Annotated in this window: 26 protein-coding genes; 15 read left to right on the top strand and 11 right to left on the bottom strand. The window is 64.9% G+C overall.

Going from position 1 to position 20,912, the window contains the following annotated elements; genetic code table 11:
• Nucleotides 1-332 precede the first annotated feature (332 nt).
• Both ACZY0B_RS19260 and ACZY0B_RS19255 read right to left on the bottom strand, forming a co-directional pair.
• The gene (locus ACZY0B_RS19260; RefSeq protein ID WP_463765800.1) at nucleotides 333-770 is read right to left on the bottom strand and encodes a TIGR03618 family F420-dependent PPOX class oxidoreductase; all 438 of its coding nucleotides are present in this window, start codon (nucleotides 768-770) and stop codon (nucleotides 333-335) included.
• Between the two features lie 94 nt (nucleotides 771-864).
• Nucleotides 865-1,866 (bottom strand): SDR family NAD(P)-dependent oxidoreductase, encoded by a 1,002-nt coding sequence (locus ACZY0B_RS19255; protein WP_463765799.1) that lies wholly within the window; start codon nucleotides 1,864-1,866, stop codon nucleotides 865-867.
• A 312-nt stretch (nucleotides 1,867-2,178) separates the two neighbouring features.
• Here ACZY0B_RS19255 and ACZY0B_RS19250 point away from each other — a divergent pair, with 312 nt between their 5' ends.
• The gene (locus ACZY0B_RS19250; protein WP_463765798.1) at nucleotides 2,179-2,955 is read left to right on the top strand and encodes a TetR/AcrR family transcriptional regulator; all 777 of its coding nucleotides are present in this window, start codon (nucleotides 2,179-2,181) and stop codon (nucleotides 2,953-2,955) included.
• A gap of 166 nt (nucleotides 2,956-3,121) precedes the next feature.
• Nucleotides 3,122-3,460 carry an MmpS family transport accessory protein gene (locus ACZY0B_RS19245; RefSeq protein ID WP_463765797.1) on the top strand — a complete coding sequence of 113 codons (339 nt, stop codon included), beginning with the start codon at nucleotides 3,122-3,124 and terminating at the stop codon, nucleotides 3,458-3,460.
• Here ACZY0B_RS19245 and ACZY0B_RS19240 read toward each other — a convergent pair.
• Nucleotides 3,390-4,421, bottom strand: coding sequence for a fused (3R)-hydroxyacyl-ACP dehydratase subunits HadA/HadB (locus ACZY0B_RS19240; RefSeq protein WP_463765796.1), 1,032 nt, complete (start codon nucleotides 4,419-4,421; stop codon nucleotides 3,390-3,392). The genes ACZY0B_RS19245 and ACZY0B_RS19240 overlap by 71 nt on opposite strands.
• A 146-nt stretch (nucleotides 4,422-4,567) precedes the next feature.
• Between ACZY0B_RS19240 and ACZY0B_RS19235 the strand changes: the two genes are divergently transcribed.
• From ACZY0B_RS19235 to ACZY0B_RS19215, 5 genes are all read left to right on the top strand, one after another.
• The gene (locus ACZY0B_RS19235; RefSeq protein WP_463765795.1) at nucleotides 4,568-5,563 is read left to right on the top strand and encodes a glycoside hydrolase family 6 protein; all 996 of its coding nucleotides are present in this window, start codon (nucleotides 4,568-4,570) and stop codon (nucleotides 5,561-5,563) included.
• Between the two features lie 135 nt (nucleotides 5,564-5,698).
• On the top strand, nucleotides 5,699-6,553 hold the full coding sequence (locus ACZY0B_RS19230; RefSeq protein ID WP_463765794.1) for a transglutaminase-like domain-containing protein: 855 nt from the start codon (nucleotides 5,699-5,701) through the stop codon (nucleotides 6,551-6,553).
• A gap of 45 nt (nucleotides 6,554-6,598) precedes the next feature.
• The gene (locus ACZY0B_RS19225; protein ID WP_463765793.1) at nucleotides 6,599-6,919 is read left to right on the top strand and encodes a DUF1330 domain-containing protein; all 321 of its coding nucleotides are present in this window, start codon (nucleotides 6,599-6,601) and stop codon (nucleotides 6,917-6,919) included.
• A gap of 266 nt (nucleotides 6,920-7,185) precedes the next feature.
• Nucleotides 7,186-7,389, top strand: a complete 204-nt coding sequence (locus ACZY0B_RS19220; RefSeq protein WP_463765792.1) for a cold-shock protein — start codon at nucleotides 7,186-7,188, stop codon at nucleotides 7,387-7,389.
• Nucleotides 7,390-7,642: 253 nt separating this feature from the next.
• Complete coding sequence (locus ACZY0B_RS19215) at nucleotides 7,643-7,822, top strand: hypothetical protein (RefSeq protein ID WP_463765791.1); 180 nt, start codon at nucleotides 7,643-7,645, stop codon at nucleotides 7,820-7,822.
• 10 nt (nucleotides 7,823-7,832) lie between these two features.
• On the opposite strand, the gene ACZY0B_RS19210 is transcribed toward ACZY0B_RS19215, so the two are convergent.
• Nucleotides 7,833-8,660, bottom strand: a complete 828-nt coding sequence (locus tag ACZY0B_RS19210) for a mycofactocin-coupled SDR family oxidoreductase (RefSeq protein WP_463765790.1) — start codon at nucleotides 8,658-8,660, stop codon at nucleotides 7,833-7,835.
• A complete protein-coding gene (locus ACZY0B_RS19205; protein ID WP_463765789.1) occupies nucleotides 8,657-8,830 on the bottom strand; it encodes a hypothetical protein in 174 nt (57 codons plus the stop codon). Before ACZY0B_RS19205 ends, ACZY0B_RS19210 begins: the two co-directional genes overlap by 4 nt.
• A 125-nt stretch (nucleotides 8,831-8,955) precedes the next feature.
• Between ACZY0B_RS19205 and ACZY0B_RS19200 the strand changes: the two genes are divergently transcribed.
• Entirely contained in the window at nucleotides 8,956-9,129 is a 174-nt protein-coding gene (locus ACZY0B_RS19200; RefSeq protein WP_463765788.1) for a hypothetical protein, read from the top strand.
• A 481-nt stretch (nucleotides 9,130-9,610) separates the two neighbouring features.
• On the top strand, nucleotides 9,611-10,084 hold the full coding sequence (locus tag ACZY0B_RS19195; protein WP_463765807.1) for a hypothetical protein: 474 nt from the start codon (nucleotides 9,611-9,613) through the stop codon (nucleotides 10,082-10,084).
• Between the two features lie 4 nt (nucleotides 10,085-10,088).
• Here ACZY0B_RS19195 and ACZY0B_RS19190 read toward each other — a convergent pair whose 3' ends face one another.
• Both ACZY0B_RS19190 and ACZY0B_RS19185 read right to left on the bottom strand, forming a co-directional pair.
• A complete protein-coding gene (locus ACZY0B_RS19190; protein ID WP_463765787.1) occupies nucleotides 10,089-11,420 on the bottom strand; it encodes a cytochrome P450 in 1,332 nt (443 codons plus the stop codon).
• 119 nt (nucleotides 11,421-11,539) lie between these two features.
• Entirely contained in the window at nucleotides 11,540-12,115 is a 576-nt protein-coding gene (locus tag ACZY0B_RS19185; RefSeq protein WP_463765786.1) for a TetR/AcrR family transcriptional regulator, read from the bottom strand.
• Nucleotides 12,116-12,323: 208 nt separating this feature from the next.
• On the opposite strand from ACZY0B_RS19185, the gene ACZY0B_RS19180 reads away from it, so the two are divergent.
• Nucleotides 12,324-13,379 (top strand): ketopantoate reductase family protein, encoded by a 1,056-nt coding sequence (locus ACZY0B_RS19180; RefSeq protein ID WP_463765785.1) that lies wholly within the window; start codon nucleotides 12,324-12,326, stop codon nucleotides 13,377-13,379.
• Here the strand turns inward: ACZY0B_RS19180 and ACZY0B_RS19175 are convergent.
• Complete coding sequence (locus ACZY0B_RS19175) at nucleotides 13,372-14,847, bottom strand: FAD-dependent oxidoreductase (RefSeq protein ID WP_463765784.1); 1,476 nt, start codon at nucleotides 14,845-14,847, stop codon at nucleotides 13,372-13,374. The genes ACZY0B_RS19180 and ACZY0B_RS19175 overlap by 8 nt on opposite strands.
• Complete coding sequence (locus tag ACZY0B_RS19170) at nucleotides 14,844-15,359, bottom strand: hypothetical protein (protein ID WP_463765783.1); 516 nt, start codon at nucleotides 15,357-15,359, stop codon at nucleotides 14,844-14,846. The genes ACZY0B_RS19175 and ACZY0B_RS19170 overlap by 4 nt, the downstream gene beginning before the upstream one ends.
• On the opposite strand from ACZY0B_RS19170, the gene ACZY0B_RS19165 reads away from it, so the two are divergent.
• The 5 genes from ACZY0B_RS19165 to ACZY0B_RS19145 all read left to right on the top strand — a co-directional run bounded on the left by ACZY0B_RS19165 (nucleotide 15,349) and on the right by ACZY0B_RS19145 (nucleotide 19,182).
• Nucleotides 15,349-15,906 carry a TetR/AcrR family transcriptional regulator gene (locus ACZY0B_RS19165; protein ID WP_463765782.1) on the top strand — a complete coding sequence of 186 codons (558 nt, stop codon included), beginning with the start codon at nucleotides 15,349-15,351 and terminating at the stop codon, nucleotides 15,904-15,906. The genes ACZY0B_RS19170 and ACZY0B_RS19165 overlap by 11 nt on opposite strands.
• 4 nt (nucleotides 15,907-15,910) lie before the next feature.
• Complete coding sequence (locus tag ACZY0B_RS19160) at nucleotides 15,911-16,333, top strand: nuclear transport factor 2 family protein (RefSeq protein ID WP_463765781.1); 423 nt, start codon at nucleotides 15,911-15,913, stop codon at nucleotides 16,331-16,333.
• Nucleotides 16,334-16,474: 141 nt separating this feature from the next.
• A complete protein-coding gene (locus ACZY0B_RS19155; RefSeq protein ID WP_463765780.1) occupies nucleotides 16,475-17,356 on the top strand; it encodes a TIGR03854 family LLM class F420-dependent oxidoreductase in 882 nt (293 codons plus the stop codon).
• A gap of 20 nt (nucleotides 17,357-17,376) precedes the next feature.
• Nucleotides 17,377-18,096 (top strand): NUDIX hydrolase, encoded by a 720-nt coding sequence (locus ACZY0B_RS19150; RefSeq protein ID WP_463765779.1) that lies wholly within the window; start codon nucleotides 17,377-17,379, stop codon nucleotides 18,094-18,096.
• Nucleotides 18,097-18,240: 144 nt separating this feature from the next.
• Nucleotides 18,241-19,182 (top strand): alpha/beta hydrolase, encoded by a 942-nt coding sequence (locus tag ACZY0B_RS19145; RefSeq protein ID WP_463765778.1) that lies wholly within the window; start codon nucleotides 18,241-18,243, stop codon nucleotides 19,180-19,182.
• A gap of 33 nt (nucleotides 19,183-19,215) precedes the next feature.
• On the opposite strand, the gene ACZY0B_RS19140 is transcribed toward ACZY0B_RS19145, so the two are convergent.
• The gene (locus ACZY0B_RS19140) at nucleotides 19,216-20,184 is read right to left on the bottom strand and encodes a 2-hydroxyacid dehydrogenase (protein ID WP_463765777.1); all 969 of its coding nucleotides are present in this window, start codon (nucleotides 20,182-20,184) and stop codon (nucleotides 19,216-19,218) included.
• A 7-nt stretch (nucleotides 20,185-20,191) separates the two neighbouring features.
• Nucleotides 20,192-20,836: a DUF998 domain-containing protein gene (locus tag ACZY0B_RS19135; RefSeq protein WP_463765776.1), complete on the bottom strand. Its 645-nt coding sequence runs from the start codon at nucleotides 20,834-20,836 to the stop codon at nucleotides 20,192-20,194.
• Between the last annotated feature and the right edge of the window lie 76 nt (nucleotides 20,837-20,912).

Raw genomic sequence — 20,912 nt, 5'->3', positions numbered from 1 at the left:
CCTGGCGGTGAAAGTCGACCTTCGGCAGGGCACGCGGGTTCGTCAAAGTGATGGTCATCCAGACTCCTTATCGTGAGGGCTTGTCAGCCCTCTATTGCGAGAACACTTGGCACTTCAGTGGTGGGCGCCACATCGGTCGACCACGAAACTCGGCTATCACGTCGCGGTACCTCTCCTGGAGAAATCCGTTGCTCTAGAGCGCTTGCGCCTCGTCAACTCCACGGCGCCCGCGACGGCGAAATGCGGTGGCCGCCACGACGTCGAGCACCGCGAATAGCCATGACCAGGCGGTGAGATGGCGAGACCCCGAAACACCTTGTGTCGCAGCGACATCAGTTGCTGTAGACCCGGTCGGGCCGGATGAGCACCGCTGCCCGGCGCTGTTCGGCCATCACCCGGTCGTAGTCGTCCCAGTCGTCGTGTTCACCGCCGGCTGCGGTGAAGATCGCTCGGAGCAAAAGCCGCAGTCCGTCGGCGTCCAGCCAGGGTTGGGGGTCGTCGGGTCCGGCGAGCTCGGCGCGCCCTTCGACCGCCGCCCACTGCCAACCGTTGCGGAAGGTGGCGGTGATCTGGGGTCGAGCCCGCAGGTTCGCCAGTTTGACGGGGCCTGCCGCGACCACGGCCAAGATGGTCTCTCCAGTGGCGGGATGGGCCAGGACGCCGGCGTTGACCAGCGAGGACTGGATGGTGCCGTTGGCCCGCAACGTCGACAGCACCACCAGCCCCTGCTCGTCGCTGGACAGCGATGCTGCTTCTTGCAGGGTCGTCACGGAATGCCCTCCTCGTTGTCGTGGTCGATGCTCGTCGTCTGTGGTTGGACTGCCGCCGACGCGGCGTGCGGCAGGGTGGGACCGATCTGGGCCGTCAGCGAGACTCGACGCCATCTGCACCCATGGTGCGGGGAGGCGGTTCTTGGTGTGAGCGTGGCTTCTTCACGAAGCGATGGATGGCTTCGTCGGCATGCTGTTGTATTGCGGGGTCCTTGAAGTCGGCGACGATTACCGACTGATCTACGAGGGGCCCGGTGACGGCGCCCGGTCGGCTGGCGTAGAACACGCCGCTGCGCAATTGGTCGTCGGTGACTCCATCGGCCAGCCGCTGGGCGCCCTTCTCCAGCTGGTGTCCGACCCCCAGCGCGGGAAGGACGTAGGGCAACATGACGTGATTCATCATGGCCCGAGTGACGGGGCCCATGTCGCGCAAGGCGTCGGTTCCCGCGGTGTTGCCTGGGCTCACGGTGAGCAGCCGCAGGTCGGGATGCTTTGCCGCCAGTGCCGACATCCACAACGCACCAAGGTATTTCACCTGTCCATAAGCGAGGAACGTGTTGAATTTGTGCTGCTTAAAGAACGAGCCGTCGATGACGCTGGCGAACTCCTCCACCGAGTGGTCCGTGAACGTTGGCCGCGGCATCCGCATCATGCGAACACCGCGCGCGGCTTCGCTGCCCACCAGGACCGCGGTGTTGGTCAATGCCCCGGCGTCGATGAGATTCTCGAGCAGTACGACGTGGCCCAATACGTTGGAACCGAAGACATGCGTGACGCCATCAGCGGTGAGCGCCAACGGTGTTGGGCCGCCGATGCCGCCGGCGTTCATGACGACCGAATGCAGTTCGCCATCCAACGTGCTCAGCGCTGACCTCACCGAGTCCAAATCGGTCAGGTCCATTCGAACTACCGTGAAGATGGACCTGCCCGTGAGGCGCTCCAGATCGGCGGCCGCAGACCACCCGCTGCCGGTGTTGCGACACGCCAGATAGATCCGGTCGAAATCGCCGGTAACAGCGAGTTGGCGCGCGACCTCCTTGCCGAGCCCAACGTTGGCACCAGTGATCAGAACCGCCTTGAACGACCTCGCAGCCATGCTGTCATTTCCTTTCGATAGAGACTTTCGCACCCGCACCCGCACGAGCTGGTCATCCGGCATCGTCACTTCAGTCGGGGAGCCTCATCAGCGTACATCAATTTTGTAGTGGACACTACATAGTCACGCTTAAATATGATGAGGTCGATCGTCGGGGCTTGCGGCGTGAATGACCGCTGCTAGTAGCAATTCTGCTGTAGCAGAACATATTTCATCCACTGTCCACCGGGACTAGACTTACTTCGGCGAACGCTACCCCGTAGCAGAGCCGGCAGTTGCTTGCTTTATTTATGTAGTGTATGATACAAAATTGTGGTCACCCTGGAGCTGATCTGGCTTCCGGGTCGCCGCGAGCAGCTCCGCGCAGAACGGCGGACCGATCAGACGAATCGGAAGGGGGATCAGGTCAGCGGGGCCCGCAGCGACGGATCTCCCCAGACCTGGCCAACAGTGATGGCAGCGAATGAATCGTTTACCGAGCCGCAACGGCTCACCCCCAAGGGACGGGCCACCCGGGAGCGGATCGTGGCGACAGCAGCGCAACTGATGTACGACCACGGTGTCGCCGGCACCAGTCTTGGCGACGTCCAGAAGGCCGCGGGCGTTGGACCTTCGCAGGTGTATTACTACTTCGGGGACAAGGAAGCGCTGATCAGGGCCGTCATCGCCCACCGTATCCAGGCTCTGCTGGCAACGCTCGGGGGGCTGGACAGCATGGAGGGGTTGCGCGCCTGGCGAGACTTCATCGTTGACACGTATCGCCAGCAGAACTGTGAAGGCGGCTGCCCGGTCGGGTCGCTGGTCGGGGAGCTGGCCGAGCGCTTCCCGGAGTGTCGAGCTGACCTCGCCGGTGGATTCGACCAGTGGGAAGCGGCGATCCGCGAGGGCCTGCAGGCCATGTGGGGCCGGGGCGAGCTGCGCCGCAAGGCCAACCCCGACCGCCTGGCAACCGCGCTGTTGGCCGCGGTCGAAGGCGGCATCATGCTCGCGCAGGTTCGCCGCGACCCCGCCCCTCTCGAAACGGCACTCGATGAGGTCCTCGACCGCATCGAGGACCTCAGGCCCCGACGGGCGCCGGCCCGTCAGTAAGACGGCAAAACTCCCCGTCCCGTTCCTCGACAGCATGAGTGATCGGGTCCATTCGTCGAACAAGCGAAAACGGTTGCATGGCTGCGACGTTCGAGAATCCTGGCTGGACGATTCGGTCGCCGACGACCCAACATCCGCGTCGGACGCGCCCTGAAAGGTAGAGGAAATGAGTGTTTCGGGTGACGGCTTGCTTCGCCGGCGCTGGACGGTGATCGTGACGGTGCTCGTCGTGGCGATCGCCGGTTTCGGCGTGTACCGGCTGCACGGCATCTTCGGCTCCAATGACGTGGTTTCGTGGCCGCGCGCCGACTCGATCGAGAACAGCAAGTACAACCCCAAGCAGGTCCTGTTGGAGGTCTTCGGCAGTCCCGGGGCGGTGGCGACCATCAAGTCAATCTTCTCTGCATCTCGACACCTGCGCCAGCCCGGCCGTGTCAGCGGAAGCGGATATTCGATGTCGCCAGGCCAAAGATCTTCCGGCCCCCGGACTTCGCGGCGACAATGACGACACCGGTGCGGGTTGCCGGGTCGAGCGACTTGATCCGGCCGCTGTATTCGATGTCTGCACCCTCGGCGGCCGACACGATCACGGGCTGGGACAGCCGCACCGCGTAGCGGGTCACCGCACCGGGATCGCCCGACCATGCAGAGGCGAATGCGGCACCCAACCCCATGGTGAGCATTCCGTGGGCGATCACATCGGGCTGCCCCGCCATTTTGGCGAGGTTCTCGTCCCAGTGCAGCGGGTTGGCATCGCAGGCCACGCCGGCGTAGTTCACCAGGTCGCCGCGAGAGAGTCGCGCGTGGTGCACCGGTAACTCGTCGCCGACCTTCATGTCGTCGAAGGACGGCGTCCCAAGGGTGCGGGTCGGATCCGCTTGGGCGAGCCGAACCTCGCCCGCGGGGCGCTCCGTCTTCTGGTAGGCCGCATCGGAGTACTCGATTCCGGCGAGGTTCACGTCGTGCATCATCACTTGCTGCGCGGTCGCCCTGATCGCCGGATCGACATCCTCGGAAGTGACGCCGACGACGGTGGTGTGCAGCGTGTGCACCCGCTCGCCGGCAGCGTCGGTGAAGGTGTTGGTCACGGTGATCAGGTCTCTGCCGGCGATCCGGCGCACCGATGACAGCTCGACGTCGATGTGCAGTTCGTCGCCGGTGACGATCGGCCGGTGCTGCTCGAAGACTTCTTCGGTCTGCAGGTACATTTCGTAACCGATGACCACCGATTCGAACAGATGTCGATTGGCTGCCATAGCCGGGGCCGACGTGAATGTCAGCGGTGCCACCACGTCCGAATATCCCAGCTCAGCGGCGGCGGCGACATCCCAGTGCGCGGGGTGATAGTCCTGAACTGCCCGGGCGAACTCGCGCACCTTCTCGCGGCCGACCTGGTACGTGTCGTCGATCTTGTAGTAATGGCCGACCCGCGATTCGAGCATCGACGTTTCTGCTGCTGCGGTCATGAATTGCCCAACTTTTCTACCGGCCGGTTCACGGAGGCCGACCAACGAACACTAACGCGTGGACCCCAGCCCACTGGACGCAGCGACGCTTCACCGATTTGCGGGCCAGGTGCGCGCTCCATGCCGTGACGCGCTAATTTTCCTGGGTGATGTCCTCAGGTGCCGGCGCCCTCGCGCGGTGGATTGCTCCCTTTCTGACTGTTGCGGCCGTTGCCTACATGGGTACCTCTGCCAACCCGGTGCACGCCCCGACGATGCGCCTGGTCGCCGACGGGAACCCGTTGGCCGGAGCACCGTTCTACGTCAATCCCGGCTCGGCGGCCATGCGGGCCGCGCAGGGCGCCGAGCCGCCGAGTCCGGAGTTGACCGCGATCGCCAACACGCCGCAGGCGTACTGGATCGTCCCGGGCGGCTCGGCAGGCACGGTCGGGAAGTATGTCGGCGACGCAAATGCTGCTGGCGCCATCCCGGTGCTGACGCTGTACGGAATCCCGCACCGCGACTGCGGCAGCTTCGCCGCGGGTGGCCTCGGGTCCGGCGCTGACTACCAAGGGTGGATCGACGGCATCGCTGCCGGCGTGGGTGCCTCGCGGGTGGCGATCATCGTCGAACCCGATGCGCTCGCCATGGCCGACTGTCTGTCGGGTGATCAGCGCCAAGAACGCTTCGACTTGATTCGCTACGCCGTCGACACGCTGACCCGGGACCCGAACGCGGCGGTATACGTCGATGCCGGACACCTGCGCTGGCATAGCCCCGAGGACATGGCCGCACGGCTCAACCAGGCCGGTGTCGGCCACGCGCGGGGTTTCAGCGTCAATACTGCGAACTTCTTCACCACCGAGGACGAAATCGGTTACGGCGAGGCGATTTCGGGGCTCACGAACGGTGCGCACTACGTGGTCGACACGTCGCGCAACGGTGCCGGACCAGCGCCCGACGCCGAGCTCAACTGGTGTAACCCCAGCGGCCGAGCACTGGGCACGCCGCCTACCGCATCCACCGCGGGTGCGCACGCCGACGCCTACTTGTGGATCAAGCGTCCCGGCGAATCCGACGGGTCATGCGGCAAAGGTGATCCACCGGCGGGCACCTTCGTGAACCAGTACGCCATCGATCTGGCCCACAGGGCGGGCCAATAGCCGCGCCCCAGCCCTCCATTGGTGCTTCACGCCGGACGAGCGCCCAGAGCCGTTGTGTTGTAGAAAGTGCGTACACGAAAGCCCTGCCAAGCAGCGAGCGGGATTCGACTGGCTGAGAAGAGGGGGCCTGATCGTATGCCTGCATGGAAACGCCGCAGCGCGACAGACGGCAGCAGCACAACCGAGGGTAGCCGCAGCGTTGGCGCCGAAATCGAACTCGAGGTCACTGAACCGACGGTGCTGGACTTCCAGATCGCGGTCAGTCGTCAGCCAGGCGTCGAGGTAAACGAATCGCTGACCATCAAACGAAACGGCAAGGCGCTTGAACCGCGCGAAATCATCGGTGCGCATCAGTCGCGCATTCATGTCGTGGCGGCCGACAAAGGGACAGTGACCATGTCGTACTCGGCGACGGTCGTCGGGCAGGCGGATCCCGAGCCGCTCAGCGATCTCGACGCAATCACGTATCTGCGCCCGAGCAGATACGCCGAAGCCGACAAGTTCTTCGGATTCGCTGCCACGGAATTCGGGCAGTACGGCCCATCGGTCACGCTGCTCGAGCGAGTCTCGTCGTGGGTCGGCACCCGGCTGAGCTATGTCCCTGGATCCAGCGATCCGATCGACGGGGCCACCGAAACGTTGCTCGCCGGCGCTGGCGTCTGTCGCGACTATGCCCATCTGGTTATCGCGCTGCTGCGCGCGGTCAACGTCCCGGCCCGATTGGCGGCGGTGTATGCGCCCGGATGCCACCCGATGGATTTTCACGCGGTGGCCGAGGCGTTGATCGATGGTGTGTGGCGGGTCGTCGACGCCACGTGCCTGGCCCCCCGGCAGTCTATGGTCCGCATCGCCACCGGCCGCGATGCCGCCGACACCGCGTTCCTGGACAACCACGGGGGTGCGATCACCTTGCAGAACATGACAGTCACCGCGGTTGTGGACGGTGAGCTGCCGAAGGACTCGGTCGAGCAGCTCGTCAGCCTGCTGTAAAGGCGAATCGCTGGTGACCGGCGTGGCCAAGTAACGTCTGCGACCATGACCGTTTATGCCCTGAACCTCTTCGACATCGCCGACGCCGACGAGTACCGCGCCTACTCACGACGTTCACCCGCCGAGGTGGCGCGGCACGGCGGGCGGGTCGTTGCGCTCGGGAGCTTCCAGCGCGCGGTCGTCGGCGCCATCGATCCACGTCAAGTGCTGATACTCGTGGAGTGGGAATCGCGGGAGGCGTTTGACAGTTACTGCAACGACCCCGAACTCGCCGATCTGCATCGGCATCGCGAGGACGGAACATCGGGATACATCTGGCACCTGTTCGACCGCCTCGACGACCTCAGGCCGGTACTGAGTCGATAGTCGACCACCGCACAGTCACATCAGGCGTCGGAGCCGGCATCGTGGACGACGAATTGCCGTGTTGCGAGCGCTTTTTCAGTATCCACTAGCCCGATGGTGCGCTCGTATCTTTCGTAGTCGACGAGTCCTCCATTGTTCGGCGGCGGCAGGGCGTCTCAGCGCATGAAAAGCCTTCTATCGCAGTCGAACAACCGCTACGTGGCGCACGTGCTAGTCTGGCCCGGGATGCCCGTCGGCATCCATTCAGAATGAGAGAAGTTGAAGGTATGGCACAGGGAACTGTGAAATGGTTTAACAGCGAAAAAGGCTTCGGTTTTATCGCTCCGGATGGCGGCGCAGCAGATGTGTTTGTCCACTACACAGAAATCCAGGGAAACGGCTACAAGTCGCTCGAGGACAACCAGCGAGTTGAGTTCAATATCGAGCAGGGGGCCAAGGGTCCGCAGGCAGTCGGGGTAACCGCCGTCTAGTGTGAGCTTTTCTTCTTGTGGGCTGGCGGGTGATTTCCCGCCAGCCCACAGCACGTTGAGGGGGTTGTCGGGCCCAATTGCACCGGGCGACGTCTTTCCCCGGCGCTCACGTGTAGATTGGTAGGTAAGTCGTTCGTGTTGGCAATGGCACCGTTGACGTTTTGTGTGTATTTGCGCAGCTCACGAACCGATCTCCCTTCGCCCGACAGACCAGCGTTGCGCTGAAGCCGAACCAATTTAAGGACCCCGCTCCATGAAATCGTCGGATTTGTTTTCACATCTCAACGAGCCCGAGGTTGTGTCCCACACCGGTGCCGATTCGGAATCGGTGCAGCTTCCTACTTTCTCCGATGGCCCCAACAGCGATTCCGCCGCCATCGGCCGCGCCCGGAGCGCCGGTGCCGCCACCAGCGACGGTGACGGCCGACGGTGATGTAGGGCGCTCAGATCTTGAGATAGCCCTTGTCGGCCGGGATTTGGGCGGCGGTGACCAACGAGGACGCATCGCTGGCGAGCCAGACCACGATGTCGGAAATCAGGTCGGGGGCGGCCAGCGAATCGGTCGGCAGCGCGCCCGGTGAGAAGCTGTGGATGTAGTGCGGGTGGTCTTGGAAGACCTGATACATCGACAGATCGTTGCCCATCGGGGTGTCGGTGCCGTAGGGATGCACCGAGTTGACACGGATACCGAATTCACCGAGTTCGACTGCCAGCGAGTTGGTGAGGCCGACCACACCGAATTTGGTCGCGCAGTAATGGCCACAGCCCGGGACGGCTTTGATACCTGCCGCGGAGCTGATGTTGATGATCGACCCCCCATTGCCGGCCGCGATCATCGCGGGCACTACGGATTTCATCGTGTTCCACAGCCCGGTGAGATTGGTATCGAGGGTCTCGTGCCACTGCTGAGCCGAAATCTCCCACACCCGACCCCAATTCAGCACGCCGGCATTGGCCACGACGATGTCGAGCCGTCCGAACTGTTCGACCGCAGTCGATACCACTCGCTGCTGGCCGGCTAGGTCGCGGACATCGACCTCCTCGGCGAGGATCTTGCGGCCCTCGCCTTCGACCAGGCTGACCGTTTCGGCGAGGTCTTCGGGTGCGGCCGGGGGATAGCCGTTGTGTTCGGCAACTGGTGCGCAGGCGTCGATCGCGACGATGTCGGCACCGGCGCGGGCTAGCCGGATGCAGTGTGAGCGGCCCTGTCCGCGGGCCGCTCCCGTCACGTAGGCGACCTTCCCGACTAACGGGGTGGCGGTTTCGGTCATGCCGATAGCTCCTCTGCTCGCGGCGCTGGCTGCGGCCGGATGGCGGGTTGATTGCGAGACTCGGGATAGTGGTTGTCGCGCCAGGTGCCACCGAAGTCGGTGATGCCCTTGTCCCGCAGAGGCTTCCTTGCGGCGGCACTTCCCGGCTCGGCGACGATGTGAGCGCACATGTTCCCAACGATATGTGTTCCAAGCGGTCAACAGTGCGATAGGCGATCAGTTTTGACATCGATGGTTTGACCAGGCGTCAAGCGGGTATTTTCACCGAGCCAAAGTTGAGTAGGGGGGGCCGAAGATGACGACAGTAGAGCAGGGTCGTGCGCGGTGCCCACGGTGCGCAGCGTGGGCCGAGTACCGCTTCCTGGAATCCGGCGACGACACACTCAAGTACGAGGTGCGCTGCGATACCTGCGGCCACGTGCACTCCGAGGTAACCCCCGTGTCGACTCCCGGGGTGGCAGCTGCCTAGCTGTGCCGGCTCATAAATAGGCATCGGTCTTCCGCTCGACTGGGGTAACACATTGCGCCACAACGGATCCCGGCGCAATTCTGCCGCGGAGACCGAGGGCGATGACGCTGTGTGGGCCCCGTTATTCGGCGGTTCGCTGCCTGCCACGCGGTCTGCCTATTCGCCGTTATTACTCGGGTAGTGAAGATTTCTGTCGTAATCGGGATGCCAGCCTTTGGTTGTAGCCCTTGATGCCCGCTAACAGAGTTCGATAAGCGGAAGATATCGAGCTATAGCGGCTCGGTCTTGGACACTTCGAGGCCGCGGGGTGAGGCTGGATGTCAGCGGGCGAATTGACACCGCCCGGCCGAGCGACAGGAGTACCCGCATGATCACCTCGCCACCAAAACCCACGTCGCAAATGCGTCGGTTGGGATCGCTCGCAATCGCCGGTGCTGTGACCGCGGCGATCGGCATGGCCGCCACCGCCAACCGGCCGACGGTGGCGCTGACTTCGGCCGACTCGGTCGTCGTCGTGCCGGGCGTCGCGATCACCCCCGCGCCGGGATGGGCGGTCGCGGACCGGGGCCCCAACTGGGTCGCACTGTCCAACGCGAACTCCAGCGCGCAGCTGCAAGTCGCGGTCAAACCAGCCAGCGGGCCCGATCTGGCCAGCATGCTGCAGGCCGACATCGATCAATTGACCGGGACACCGGCGGCGGGCTTGATCAACGTCAAGAACTTGAGCGCGCCCATCACGAGAACGTTGCAGGGAGCCAACTTTCAGCAGGAGGCCTTCATTAACTACACCGCGGACGTGTCAGGTCCGCAGGGGCCGATTCCCGTCATCGGCACGTTCAACGAGCTGTTGAACACCTCGAGTCGGCAGACGGCCTTCATTGACTTCAGGCAGAACGACAACGCGACAACTCAAGTCGACAACGACGGCGGATCGATGATCGATTCGATGCTCTGACAGCCTATTTCGCGCGCCGGTGGGCGATGATGCATCCGCCGCGCGAGGGCGCGAAGATGACGTGGCGGGCGCGAGGCTGCTCCGGCCGGGTGCGGCCCGGTGTGAGGTGATAGGCGCGGAGAACCTCACGAAGAATTGCGGTGGCTTCCATCATCGTGAACCCCGCCCCCAGGCAATAGCGGGCGCCGCCGCCGAATGGCAGCCAGTTCGCCGGCGTGGCGGACCCGTCGAGAAACCGCTCTGGCCGGAATGTCAGGGGATCGACGTGCTGGCCGGGATCCGTCTGCACCGGCAGGATGCCCGCAAACACGGTGTAGCCGGCGGGGACGCGGTAGCCGCCCAATTCGACGTCCTCGGTGAGCAGTCGCGCGACGCCGAAGAACACGGGGTGTAGCCGCATCGACTCCTTCACCACGGCTTCGAGATATCTGTCGTCCGCGGCGTCGACGGCGACAATTGCCTTGTCCTGCAACGCCGCATCGTGCGCTAGGTCATGCAGGACCCACGATAACGTCGTCGCACTGGTTTCGTGACCGGCCAGCAGCAGGGTGACCATCTGGTCGCGCAGTTCGGCATCGGAGAGCCGGTCGTCATCGACTTGCGTCGTGATCAAGCGAGACAACACATCGCTGCGGTCCCCGGTGTCCGCGGCACTGCGGCGCCGGCCGATCTCCGCGTAGAGCAATTCGTCGATGCGCGTTAACAATTGACGGAAACGTCTCCAAGGCCCGAATCGCTGCAGCGGTGTGATCGCGTCGTCGATGTACACCGCCATCGGTGCCGACACGAGCCGGGAGAGCGCGTCGCGAAGCTCGTCCAGTTGTGACCCCGCGTTGACACCCAAGACGACGCGCAAGATGATCTCCAGTGTCACGGCGTTCATCCGCGGCTGCGCGGCGAACGACGCCGCTACCGGCCATCGGCGTATTTCTTCGGCGGCGAGTTCGACCATCATGTCGCGGTAGCTGCGTAACGCCCCGCCGTGAAATGACGGCATCACCAACTTGCGAAGCCGTTGGTGCGCAGCCTCATCCGTGGTCAGTACCGAATGGTCACCCATTACGCGGCGCAGCCCCTGGATTCGTCCTTCCCCGGCGTGGAACGTCGCTTCGTCGCCGCCGAACACGCGCCGATTCAGGTCCGGACTGCACAGCAGAACAGCGGGCTTGCCCAGCACCGAAACCTCGAAGATGTCGCCGTAACGCTTGCGCATCCACGGCATGATGCGGTGCCGGTAGGGAAACAAGGCGGTGTGCACGATTCCCGGCAACCCGGGACCGGGCGGGGACGGCAGCCGCGCCAGCCGATCGGGCACGGTCGGCGCTGTCTCATCCATGACAATTCGTCCAGACGATGCCGGACATCAGCGCCTCCTCGGGGCTTCGACGCCCACCCAGACTACCGAGCATCCGCCACTTGCGAACCTCGAGACGACAGCGACCCGCACTCCCCGCATCAGTGCGGCTGGGCCAGCCTGCCCATCTCGGTGTAGATCGATTCCCGCAGCTGGTCCTGAGGCAAATCGTGCAGTCCGGTCGCCGAGCGCACGAACGGCTCGAACAGCCGCCAGCCCAGCAGCAGCGCGATCGCATTCGCCGCACCGAGGCGGGCACTGTCGTCGTTGTCGTGCTGGGGCCGGATGCCGTCGAGCAGCCTGGCCGCGGCGGGAAAGCTGGACTGCAGTTGACCCGCCGGATACCCGTCGAGCAGGGCCCGCGCGATAACCCGCAAATGGCGCGTGGTGGCCGTGTCGATGTCGCTCGGCGACGCCTCGCCGTTGGTCATGGTGGTCAGGTTGGCGGCCAGGTGATCGAGTACCGCGGCGACCAGTTGCTCCTTGGTTCCGAAATGACGGAAGACCAGGCCGTGGTTGACGTGGGCCCGGGCTGCGATGTCGCGAATCGACGCTGCCGCCGGACCGCGCTCTGCGAACATCTCCGCCGCGCTGTCCAGGATCGCGGCGACCACTTCGTCGCGGCCGGTCGGAGCGGATTCCTGCGCTGCATCGGGGCTTGCGCTGCGTGTAGTCATATGTCTACACTACACTGTAGTCGAACGACTACAGACATGGATGGCAAAGAGAAAGCGGGCTCCCTTCACGGGTTGCTGGTCGCGGGGTACCAGCAACCTCAGAACGGGGCCCGCTTTCGCGCGCTCACAAAGCCGCCGGGAGCGTGCCCACCGGAGCCGACGTAACCTCGCCCAAGAGCGGGTTCGGAGCCGATGGAAGGCGGGCCAATTGTCGCCACGAGACGATCACCGATACGTGATCATCGGCGCCGGCGCTATCGGCGGCACCGTGGGCGGGGTGCTGGCCCGGGCCGGTGTCCCGACCGTGTTGGTTGCGCGCGGTCGACATGCCGAGGTCCTGGCCGCCGCGGGCATCACCCTGAAGACGCCCGACGGAGCATTCCGCACCGCGGTCACCACCGCGTCGCGGCCCGGCGATGTCGTGTTGACCGACCGTGATGTCCTGGTGTTCGCGACCAAGACCCAACAACTCGATGGCGCCCTCCAAGAGTGGGTGGATCAACCCGTCCGTGGCCCGGACGGCGCCATCGGGACCGCGGGCGAGCTGCTACCGGCAATGACGGCACTCAACGGCGTGGCCGCAGAAGACAAAGCGTTGCGGTATTTCCGCCGGGTATTCGGGATCTGCGTCTGGCTGCCGGCCGTGCACCTCGAACCGGGCGAAGTCATTGTGCGGGCGTGGCCGGTGGTCGGGCAGTTCCATATCGCGCGGTGGCCCGCATCGCTGCGCACCCAAGACGACACCGAGCTGTTGGCGGGGCTCGCCGAGACCTGGACCGCGGCGGGGGTCCGGGTGCGTACTCCCGATGATGTCGCGCCGTGGAAGTACAACAAGTTGCTGAGCAACCTCGGCAACGCCGTGGGCGCACTGACCGTCGACTCGGCCGTCGAGGTGGTGACCGCGCTGCGCCGCGAAGGCGAAAATGTGTTGCGGCAAGCGGGAATCGAATTCATCTCGTTCGAGGTTTCGACGGCAACGCGGGCGGACGGGCCCACGATACGGCCGGTGCCCGGATCGAATACCGGGCCGAGCAATTCGACGTGGCAGTCGTTGAGCCGCCAGACCGGCAACGTGGAGACCGACTTCCTCAACGGAGAGATCGTCCGGATCGCGCACCGACACGGCATCGACGCCCCGCTGAACACCGCTTTAGCCCGGGCCGCACGCGCCACGGTGCGAAACGGCTTCGGCCCCGGGCATTATTCAGCCGAGCAGGTCGCCGAACTCGTGGGATTCGACGGGCGCGATTGGCCAATCAGCTGACCAGACAGAGCGGTTTACGGCCTGTCCACCACGCAAGCGTCTCGGCGCCCGCAGCCCGGTCGGCCGAGTTGCCCGCCCAGGCGATATAGCCGTCGGGACGCACCAACACCGCGGGACCGTCGTCGGCCCGCTCTGCCTGGGGGAGTCCGGCCGCGTCGATCCAAGGCGCACCCCGCTCACGAATGAAAATGAAACCGGGCAGGCGCTGCAGCTCACTGATTCGCCCGTGCCGCAACGGAATTTGTGTAGCGCGGGTGCCCACCAGAGGGCTTTCGCCCCTGCGAGAGGCATACCGCAACGTGGTACCGGCGAAGCTGCCGGCAATCGCATCACGGATCCGGGGAATGCGAAGTAGCCGGGGTGCCAGCACGTTTCGTAGTCGGCGCGCGACCGCGGGCCGCAGCGTGATGCCACGGGCCATCAGGCCGGACTGCAGCAAGACCCGCTTGCCGATCGGATGACGCTCGTCGTGGTAGGTGTCGAGCACGGCGTCGTCGGCGCCGGCGAGTACCGCGTCGATCTTCCACGCGAGGTTCGCGGCGTCCTGAATACCGGTGTTCATGCCCTGGCCGCCCATGGGGGAGTGGACGTGTGCAGCATCCCCGGCGAGAAACACGCGACCATGCCGGTACTGCGCGACTTGACGTTCGTCGCAATGGAATCGGGACCTCCACCCCACCTCGAGCAGTCCAGGATCGGGGTCCATCGCCCGCGCCAGGATGTCGGCGATCTCGTTCTCGTCGACTGGCTCGCCGTCGGGCAGCTGATTGTTGCGGTCCCAGACCATTGCGCGGTACCAGGCGCCGCTGGCGTCGCGGTCGTCATAGGGGGCCAGGAACGCGAACTCTTTGCGGGTGCTGCCCAGTGTCAGGCCTCGTCCAGAGGGGCCGTGCGCGAGCTTCACGTCGGCAAGAACGATCGACGAGAGGATTGTCCGGCCGGGGAAATCCGCGCCCACCAATGCGCGCACGGTGCTGTGCGCGCCGTCGGCGCCGATCAAATACTCTGCCCGCCAACGGATATGGTCGCTCGCACCGTCGCCGTGTGCTCGTACGGTCACGGTCACGCCGTCGGCGTCCTGATCGAGGCCGACGACCTCGACGCCGCGCTGGATATCGGCGCCTTGCGCGATGGCATAGTCGGTCAGCGCCCGATCAACGTTGGTCTGAGGGGTGATCATCGCGAATTGGTAGGGCGAGTCGAGGTGGGTGAGGTCGATGCGGGCACCGCCGAAAATCGTGACCCCCGGTGCCTGATGTGAACGCGCCAGAAGGTCCTCGGCGACCCCCCGGGCGTCGAGGACTTCCAGCGTGCGGGCCATGGTGGCGAAGGCGCGGCTGGACGGGTTGATCGTGGGCCACCGCTCGAGCACGGTGACGGAGCGGCCCGCGCGCGCAAGGTCACCGGCGGCGGTGAGCCCCGTCGGCCCGGCGCCGACGACGAGGACGTTGACAGGGTGGGTCGTCATCGTGCCACCGCCTCCGGGTGTGGGTACCAGCGACGGATGTCGTCGGGTGTCGCGACGGCTGCGCGATTGAAAACGAAGCGGCAGCCGGGCTGCGTGGTGTGTGCGGCGTTGACGATCGACTCGAACAGCAGCGTGTTGCTGGCGATCAGTCGCACGCCGGCGCCGATGAGCACCGCGTCGTATTGTTTGGCCTCCAGCCACTGGCGGGCTTTATCGGCACCCGCCTCGCCGAAGTCGATCAGGCAGTTGTCGACGTCGTAGCCTGCGGCGCGCAACGCCACGACATTTTCGTTGTTGGCGGCGCGCAGCTTCGCCCTCGACAGACCAGGGAATTGCGCAAAGTCGGGTGCGGTGTAGTCGATCACATCGGGATCGAGTCCGATCTGGATGGCTGTGACGGCCATGGCTGAAATCCCCCGGGTATTGAGTTCAACAGTTGTTGAACTCAAACGGTAGGCCGCGCTGCGTGCTATGTCAACAATTGTTGAATACACTGCGCGGATGGCGTCCAAAGCACGTGATGCAGAGGCCACGCGGTCGACGATTCTGACCACCGCGCGGTCGCAATTCGGGACCCGCGGCTTCGAACGCACCACCATCCGTTCGGTGGCCGGGGAGGCCGGTGTCGATCCGGCGCTGGTGATGCACTACTTCGGCAGCAAGGCGGACCTTTTCGCCGCGGCCTCGCGATTCGAGGTCAAGTTCCCCGACCTCTCCGGCATCGCCCCGGACCGCATTGCCGATCTGCTGCTGCCGGTGTTCATCGGCGTCTGGGGACCGCAGGGCCCGCTGCTCCCGATGCTGCGCGCGGCCGCGACCAACCGGACTGCCGCGGACGCTCTACTCGCGGTGTTCGTCGACCAGGTTGCCCCGGCGCTGGCCGCGGTGGTGCTCGATCACGCTCACGAGCGATCCGCGCTGGTCGGGTCACAGCTGCTCGGCCTTGCCACGGCCCGCTACATCCTGTGCATTCCGGCGCTGGCCGACATGAACGACGCGCGACTCGTCGAATGGCTGCGTCCGGTGTTTATGCACTACCTCTCGGATCCGGCACCATGATCTGATGCATCCCTTCCGGAAAGCGGTCGAGAACCGCGACGAAGCAGCCATCCAGGCAATGCTGGCCGACACCGTCGTGTTCACCAGTCCGGTGGCGTTCAAGCCGTACGTCGGCAAGCCGATCACCGCGGCGATTCTGCGTGGTGTGCTGCGGGTCTTCGAGGACTTCCATTACATCCGCGAGATCGCCGGCAGCGACGGTCGCGACCATGCGCTCGTATTCGAAACGGGTATATCCGGGGCACCGGGCGTGAAGATCACCGGTTGCGACTTCCTGCATTTCGACGAGGACGGTCTGATCGATGACTTCATGGTCATGGTGCGTCCGCTGTCGGGGGCGACGGCGCTATCCGAAGCGATGGGTGCGCAGTTCGAGCGGATCCAGCAGGAGGCCGTCCAGTTGGCCGAAAAGTTCGCGAACGCCTAACAGCCGCTATTTGAAGACCGCGGCGAGGATTCCGATTCGTCCGGCGGCTCATTGCCCGGCCTCGTGATTGCGTGACGGGCACAAACGCCGGCGCCGCCGTGTTGCGATACGCATGCGGGACAACCACGAAGGGAGACGCGGGTGAAGATTCGCTTCGGGATCGGGTTAGGTGCGGACAGCACACCCGATCAACTCGCCGGAATCGTGGATCATTTGGAGGCCAGCGGGGTGGACTCGTTGTGGTTCTCCGAGCTGGTGTACGCCCCCACGGTGGATCCCATGGTTGGCATGGCCTATGCGCTCTCGCGGACGGCCCGACTGAAGGTCGGCACATCGGTGGCGGTGCTGCCGGGGCGCCATCCGGTGCTGGTGGCAAAACAACTGGCATCGTTGGCGGCGCTGGCACCCAAGCGGGTGCTGCCGGCGTTCGGGTTGCGTTCGGCGATTCCGGCCGAGCGCGAGCTTTTCGCGGTGCCCGACGGAGAACGGGCAGCGGTATTCGACGAGTCGCTGCGGGTGCTGCGCGTGGCGCTGACCGACGAAGCAGCGAGCTACCGCGGCCGCTACTTCACGGTCAGCGGAGCGGTGATCACACCGAAACCGACTCCCCCACTGGACATTTGGTTGGGCGGCTCGGCGCCGGCGGCGTATCGGCGCATCGGTACGTTGGCGGATGGCTGGTTGGGCAGCTTCCTTACTCCGGATGAGGCACGGGCCGGGCGCGAGGCGATCGAGCGTGCCGCGGAACAGGCCGGGCGACGAATCGAGCCGGATCACTTCGGTATTTCGTTGGGTGTAGCTGACGGCGAACTGTCGGCAGAGTTGGTCGCGGCAGCCCGCCGGCGCCGTCCAGACGTCGATCCGGGTGACCTGATCGCCGCGGGCTGGGATCAGCTGCACCGCCAACTCGACGGTTACCTGGATGCCGGGCTGACGAAATTCGTCATCCGGCCCGCCGGGAGCGGGCCGCTGGCCGGCTTCATTGATCGTTTCGTCGCCGAGCTGGCCGGTCGGCAGAACTGATCACCGCTTAGTCTCGAGAAGTGACCATCCCCTACGACGTGGCGCTGCATGAGCGGATTCGCGACCATCTAGCGGCCCACGACCGTCGCGTGGTGAGCGATCCGACCAAGCGGCATGCCGCGGTCGCGGTGGTGTTGGTCGATTCGGAGGTCGGGGAGGACCGGGTGGATCCGGTGTCGGTGGAGGCCTGGAACGACGGTCGCCCGATGCCGGGAGCGGATCTGGACGGCCGGATGGTCGACGTGTCCGGCGGTGCCGCGTTTCTGCTGTGCCGCAGGGCTTCTCGTCTTACCTCGCATGCGGCGCAGTGGGCACTGCCCGGAGGCCGCTTGGATCCGGGCGAGACCGCGGTCGACGCGGCGCTGCGGGAACTGCACGAAGAGGTGGGGATCGAACTGCCGGACTCGACGGTGCTGGGCCTGCTCGACGACTACCCGACGCGGTCCGGATACGTCATCACACCTGTGGTGATCTGGGGAGGCGGACGGCTCGATCCTCATCCCGCCCCCGACGAGGTCGTGGCGGTATACCGGGTGGGGCTACACCAGCTGCAACGCGATGACTCGCCGCGGTTCATCACCATATCGGAGAGCCCGCGACCGGTCGTGCAGATCCCGTTGGGAAACGACCTCATCCACGCACCTACCGGCGCGGTGTTGTTGCAGTTGCGCTGGCTGTGTCTGGAAGGACGCCAAGATGCGGTCGATCAGCTCGAGCAACCGGTTTTCGCGTGGAAGTAACTATCTGACAACCGCTTTCGCGCTGGACATTGTCGGCGGATGTACGCAGGGCGCACACAAACACCGACGCGATCTAGCCAGATATCGACGCCGGGGGCAAGATGACTGAGCAACGTTGCCGCTGATCGACCTCAGGAGTGCCAGATGACGACTTATGCGTTCGACCCGGAAATCGCTGCGGTGGTTCCACTCCTGCCCGACCTCCCGGGCGACGATCCTTTGGCCATCCGGGCGGCGTTGTCGGACATGATCGCTGCGTTTCCGCCGCCGGACACCACCGGAGTGCAGATCGAGGACCGTGAAATCCCCGGACGCGACGGCGATCCCGCGGTGTCGATCCGCATCTACCGGCCCGACCAGCGCAGCGCACCGGCCGGGGTGTACAACGTGCACGGGGGTGGATTTGTCGCCGGTGACCTGGAAACCGAGCACGCCTCCAACGTCATTCTCGCCCGCGCACTCGGCGTAGTCGTGGTGTCCGTTGACTACCGGCTCGCACCGGAAACACCGTTCCCCGGTGGGCTGGAGGATGTGTACGCCGGGCTGGTCTGGATGGTGGCACAGGCGGACGAATTGGGGATCGACCCGCAACGCATCGCGATTCAGGGCACCAGCGCAGGTGGCGGGCTGAGTGCGGCGCTGGCGCTGCTGGCTCGTGACCGCGGCGGACCGCATATCGCGTTCCAGTTTCTGTCCGTGCCCGAGCTCGACGACCGACTCGCCACCGCGAGCATGACCGACTTCACCGATACCCCACTGTGGAGTCGCCCCCGAGCGATTGTCAGCTGGGACTGTTACCTGGGGCCCGGGCGCGCCGGCACCGATGGCGTATCGATCTATGCCGCGCCGTCTCGCGCGACCGATTTGGCGGGTTTGCCGCCCGCGTACGTCTCGGTCATGCACTTCGACCCCCTTCGCGACGAAGGCGTCGCCTACGCGCTGGCCATGCTCGCCGCGGGCGTGAGCGTCGAATTACATTTGTTCCCCGGCACTTTCCACGGCTCGATGTTGATCCAAGACGCAGCTATCTCGAAGCGCGAGGAAGCGGAGAAGATCGCGGTGCTGCGTCAAGCGCTCGCACTGTAACGCAGCGATCAGGGATCGGCGGTAGTGCCGGCGCTATTTACCCGGGCGCAGTACGGGTGTCACCAGCTCACCGGTGTTCAGGTAGCTGTCGAGGTTGCGGAGCGCGAGCAGCGCCATCGCCCGGCGTGTTCGGGCTGTCGCGCTGCCGATGTGCGGGAACAGCACCACATTGTCCAGATCGAACAGCGCCGCAGGCACATTGGGCTCATCGGCGAACACATCCAGCCCTGCTCCGGCCAGCGCGCCGCCAGCGACCAGCTCCACCAGCGCGTCCTGGTCCACGACACTGCCGCGCGCAATGTTGATCAGGTAGCCCTCGGGACCCAACGCCTCGAGGACGGCTCGGTCGACGAGATGACAAGTCCGCTCATCGCCGGTGGTAGCGACGACCAGCACGTCGACCCATTCGGCCAACTCCAGTGGCGAGTCCGCGTAGCGGTACGGCGACCCGTCAATTCGGTGTCGGTTGTGATAGGCGATGGCGCAGTCGAATCCGAGCAATCGGTTGGCGATGGCCGAGCCGATACGGCCCAATCCCAGGATGCCGACTTGAAGGCCACTGACGTCCCTGGCGTACGGGAGCGGGCCCTCGCGCGCCCAGCGCCCCGCCCGCACGTAGCGGTCGGCCGCGCCAAAGCGGCGCAGTGTCATCAGGATCAGCCCTAGTGCTGTATCGGCAACGGTGTCCGACAGCACATCTGGAGTGTTGCTCACCCCGATACCCCGTTGCTTGGCCGCTTCCAGATCGATCAAGTCCACTCCGGCCCCGTTGTTGACAATCACCTCCAGATTGGGCAGGGCCGCAATAGTTTCGGCGTCGACGCCGGGTCGGCCTGAGGTCACCACCACGCGAAATTGCGCCGAATGCTCGGCCAGGAACTTGGTTCGCTGTGGCCCCTCCGGGAGCTTGGGGATTTCGTAGCGAGCGACCAGCTCGGCATCGAATGTGGGCTCGAAGTTGCCGCCGATCCGCAGCACGTCGTTCGTCTTCTTGACCGTCACGCTTGCATCATCTCCCAAGTTTCTCGGGTTGGCGCCGGCGACTGGTCAACAGGCAGGCGGCGGTGAGCAACTGCCAGATGGTGATCGAGTACACGCTTCCGCGCTCCCACGCCCCGTCGGGCAGCAGGTTTGTCTGTGCCGTCGCCGAATTGAGCATCAACATGATCATGCACAACAAGCCCAGGGCTGCAAGGAGTTTAGAGACCCGGCGGTACCAAAGTCGCCCGGCAACCATCCGAAGGGCCGCGACTCCCGTCAGAATGGAGGCGTTGCCGCCGACAATCGCCAGCACAGCGCCGATGATGTGCACCTTGCCGCTGTGCACTGTCCCGATCACGATATTGCCAACCGCGTTCACGGCAACTGTGCCCAAAAATATTCGGGCCCTTCGATTGTCGGGGACACCCACCATCAGCGTTGCTCCGAGAAAGAACAGGATGCCCTGCAGGTAGAACGCGGCATGCATCAAGTAAGCCCGCGGCGAGTAGCCCATCTGGCCGTGAACCAGCGTGCCGCGGGAAACGCCGAGATCGCTGATGTAGTTGTGCGCGTAGCTGTAGCCGGGCTCAAAGCCCGCGGCGGCGACCGCCTCGAGTACCAGGTAACCGATGGCCGCTACGACCCAGAGGGCTGCTCCACGTGTTGTGGCCAAAGTTGGACTAACCCTCCCCGGCAGGGCGGGCCGAAGCGCCCGCCGTAGCTCAATCTTCCCCAGAATGCCGTCATGT

It is taken from the genome of Mycobacterium sp. IDUB_19, from assembly GCF_055419445.1.
This window is presented reverse-complemented; position numbering and strand designations above follow the sequence as displayed.